The organism is Vibrio sp. 2132-1, assembly GCF_033344315.1.
This window is the reverse complement of record NZ_JAWPON010000181.1, coordinates 1-867: the sequence shown is the minus strand read 5'-3', so window position 1 is coordinate 867 and position 867 is coordinate 1. Positions and strand designations below refer to the sequence as shown.

General features: G+C 43.5%; 1 protein-coding gene and 1 riboswitch. The gene reads left to right on the top strand.

Annotation, left to right across the window (positions count from 1 at the left end):
• Positions 1-180: 180 nt before the first annotated feature.
• Positions 181-256, top strand: a riboswitch (Fluoride riboswitch).
• 259 nt (positions 257-515) lie between these two features.
• Positions 516-867, top strand: a 352-nt coding sequence (locus tag R8N47_RS24270) for an iron-sulfur cluster assembly scaffold protein (RefSeq protein WP_318185986.1), incomplete at its 3' end; no start/stop codon positions are given.

Below are 867 nucleotides of genomic sequence, written 5' to 3'. Positions count from 1 at the left end.
AGCGAGCAAGAAGACGCTGCATAAGCCTCTCATTTGTTTAGAAAAAACGTCGCATTATGCGGCGTTTTTTTATTCCTTCCGTTTATCTCCATATATCTCTGAGAATATAAAGAACCGATTTAATATCCCAAATTGCTCTAAATTTCATGTTGCAGATTAGTGTGACTTAGATCTAGTCTAAATGGGTTCGGTGATGGGGTACCACCGGAATCGAAAGATTCGAACCGCTGTTAAAGCTAATGACTCCTACAGAAACGAAAACAGGTCAGCCCTGTTGGAAGTGCTTTCGCTTATGTTGTGAAAGCGAGAGTTCTGTAGTGAGCAATTCAACTCTTCTCCAACCCCGCTCCTGTTTTCTCAAAAATTAAAAAGATATCCAAAATAGTTGTTAACTCAACAAGGCAACAAACGCATGAACCTCCTGAACATAGTTTTCTATTTGATGGAGCGAATAAGAGCAGTCAACGCCGTTGAGTCTGACAAATAGGCTGGATATCGTACACTGGGAAAACATTATGCAATATTCACACGAAATCCAATCAATGTGCCCGATTCAACGCGGCGATCTTCATGCATCTGCACCGATCCCTGTTGAAGGCGCAATGATCAATCCAAAAGACGTTATCGCGATTTCTGGTCTTAGCCACGGCGTTGGTGCTTGTGCTCCTCAACAAGGTGCAGCAAAACTGACTCTTAACGTCAAAAACGGCATCATCGAAGAAGCTTTGATCGAAACGATCGGCTGTTCAGGCATGACTCAATCAGCCGCGATGGCCGCAGAAATCCTAACTGGCAAAACCATTCTTGAAGCACTGAATACCGACTTGGTATGTGATGCTATTAACGTCGCGATGCGCGAAATCTTCC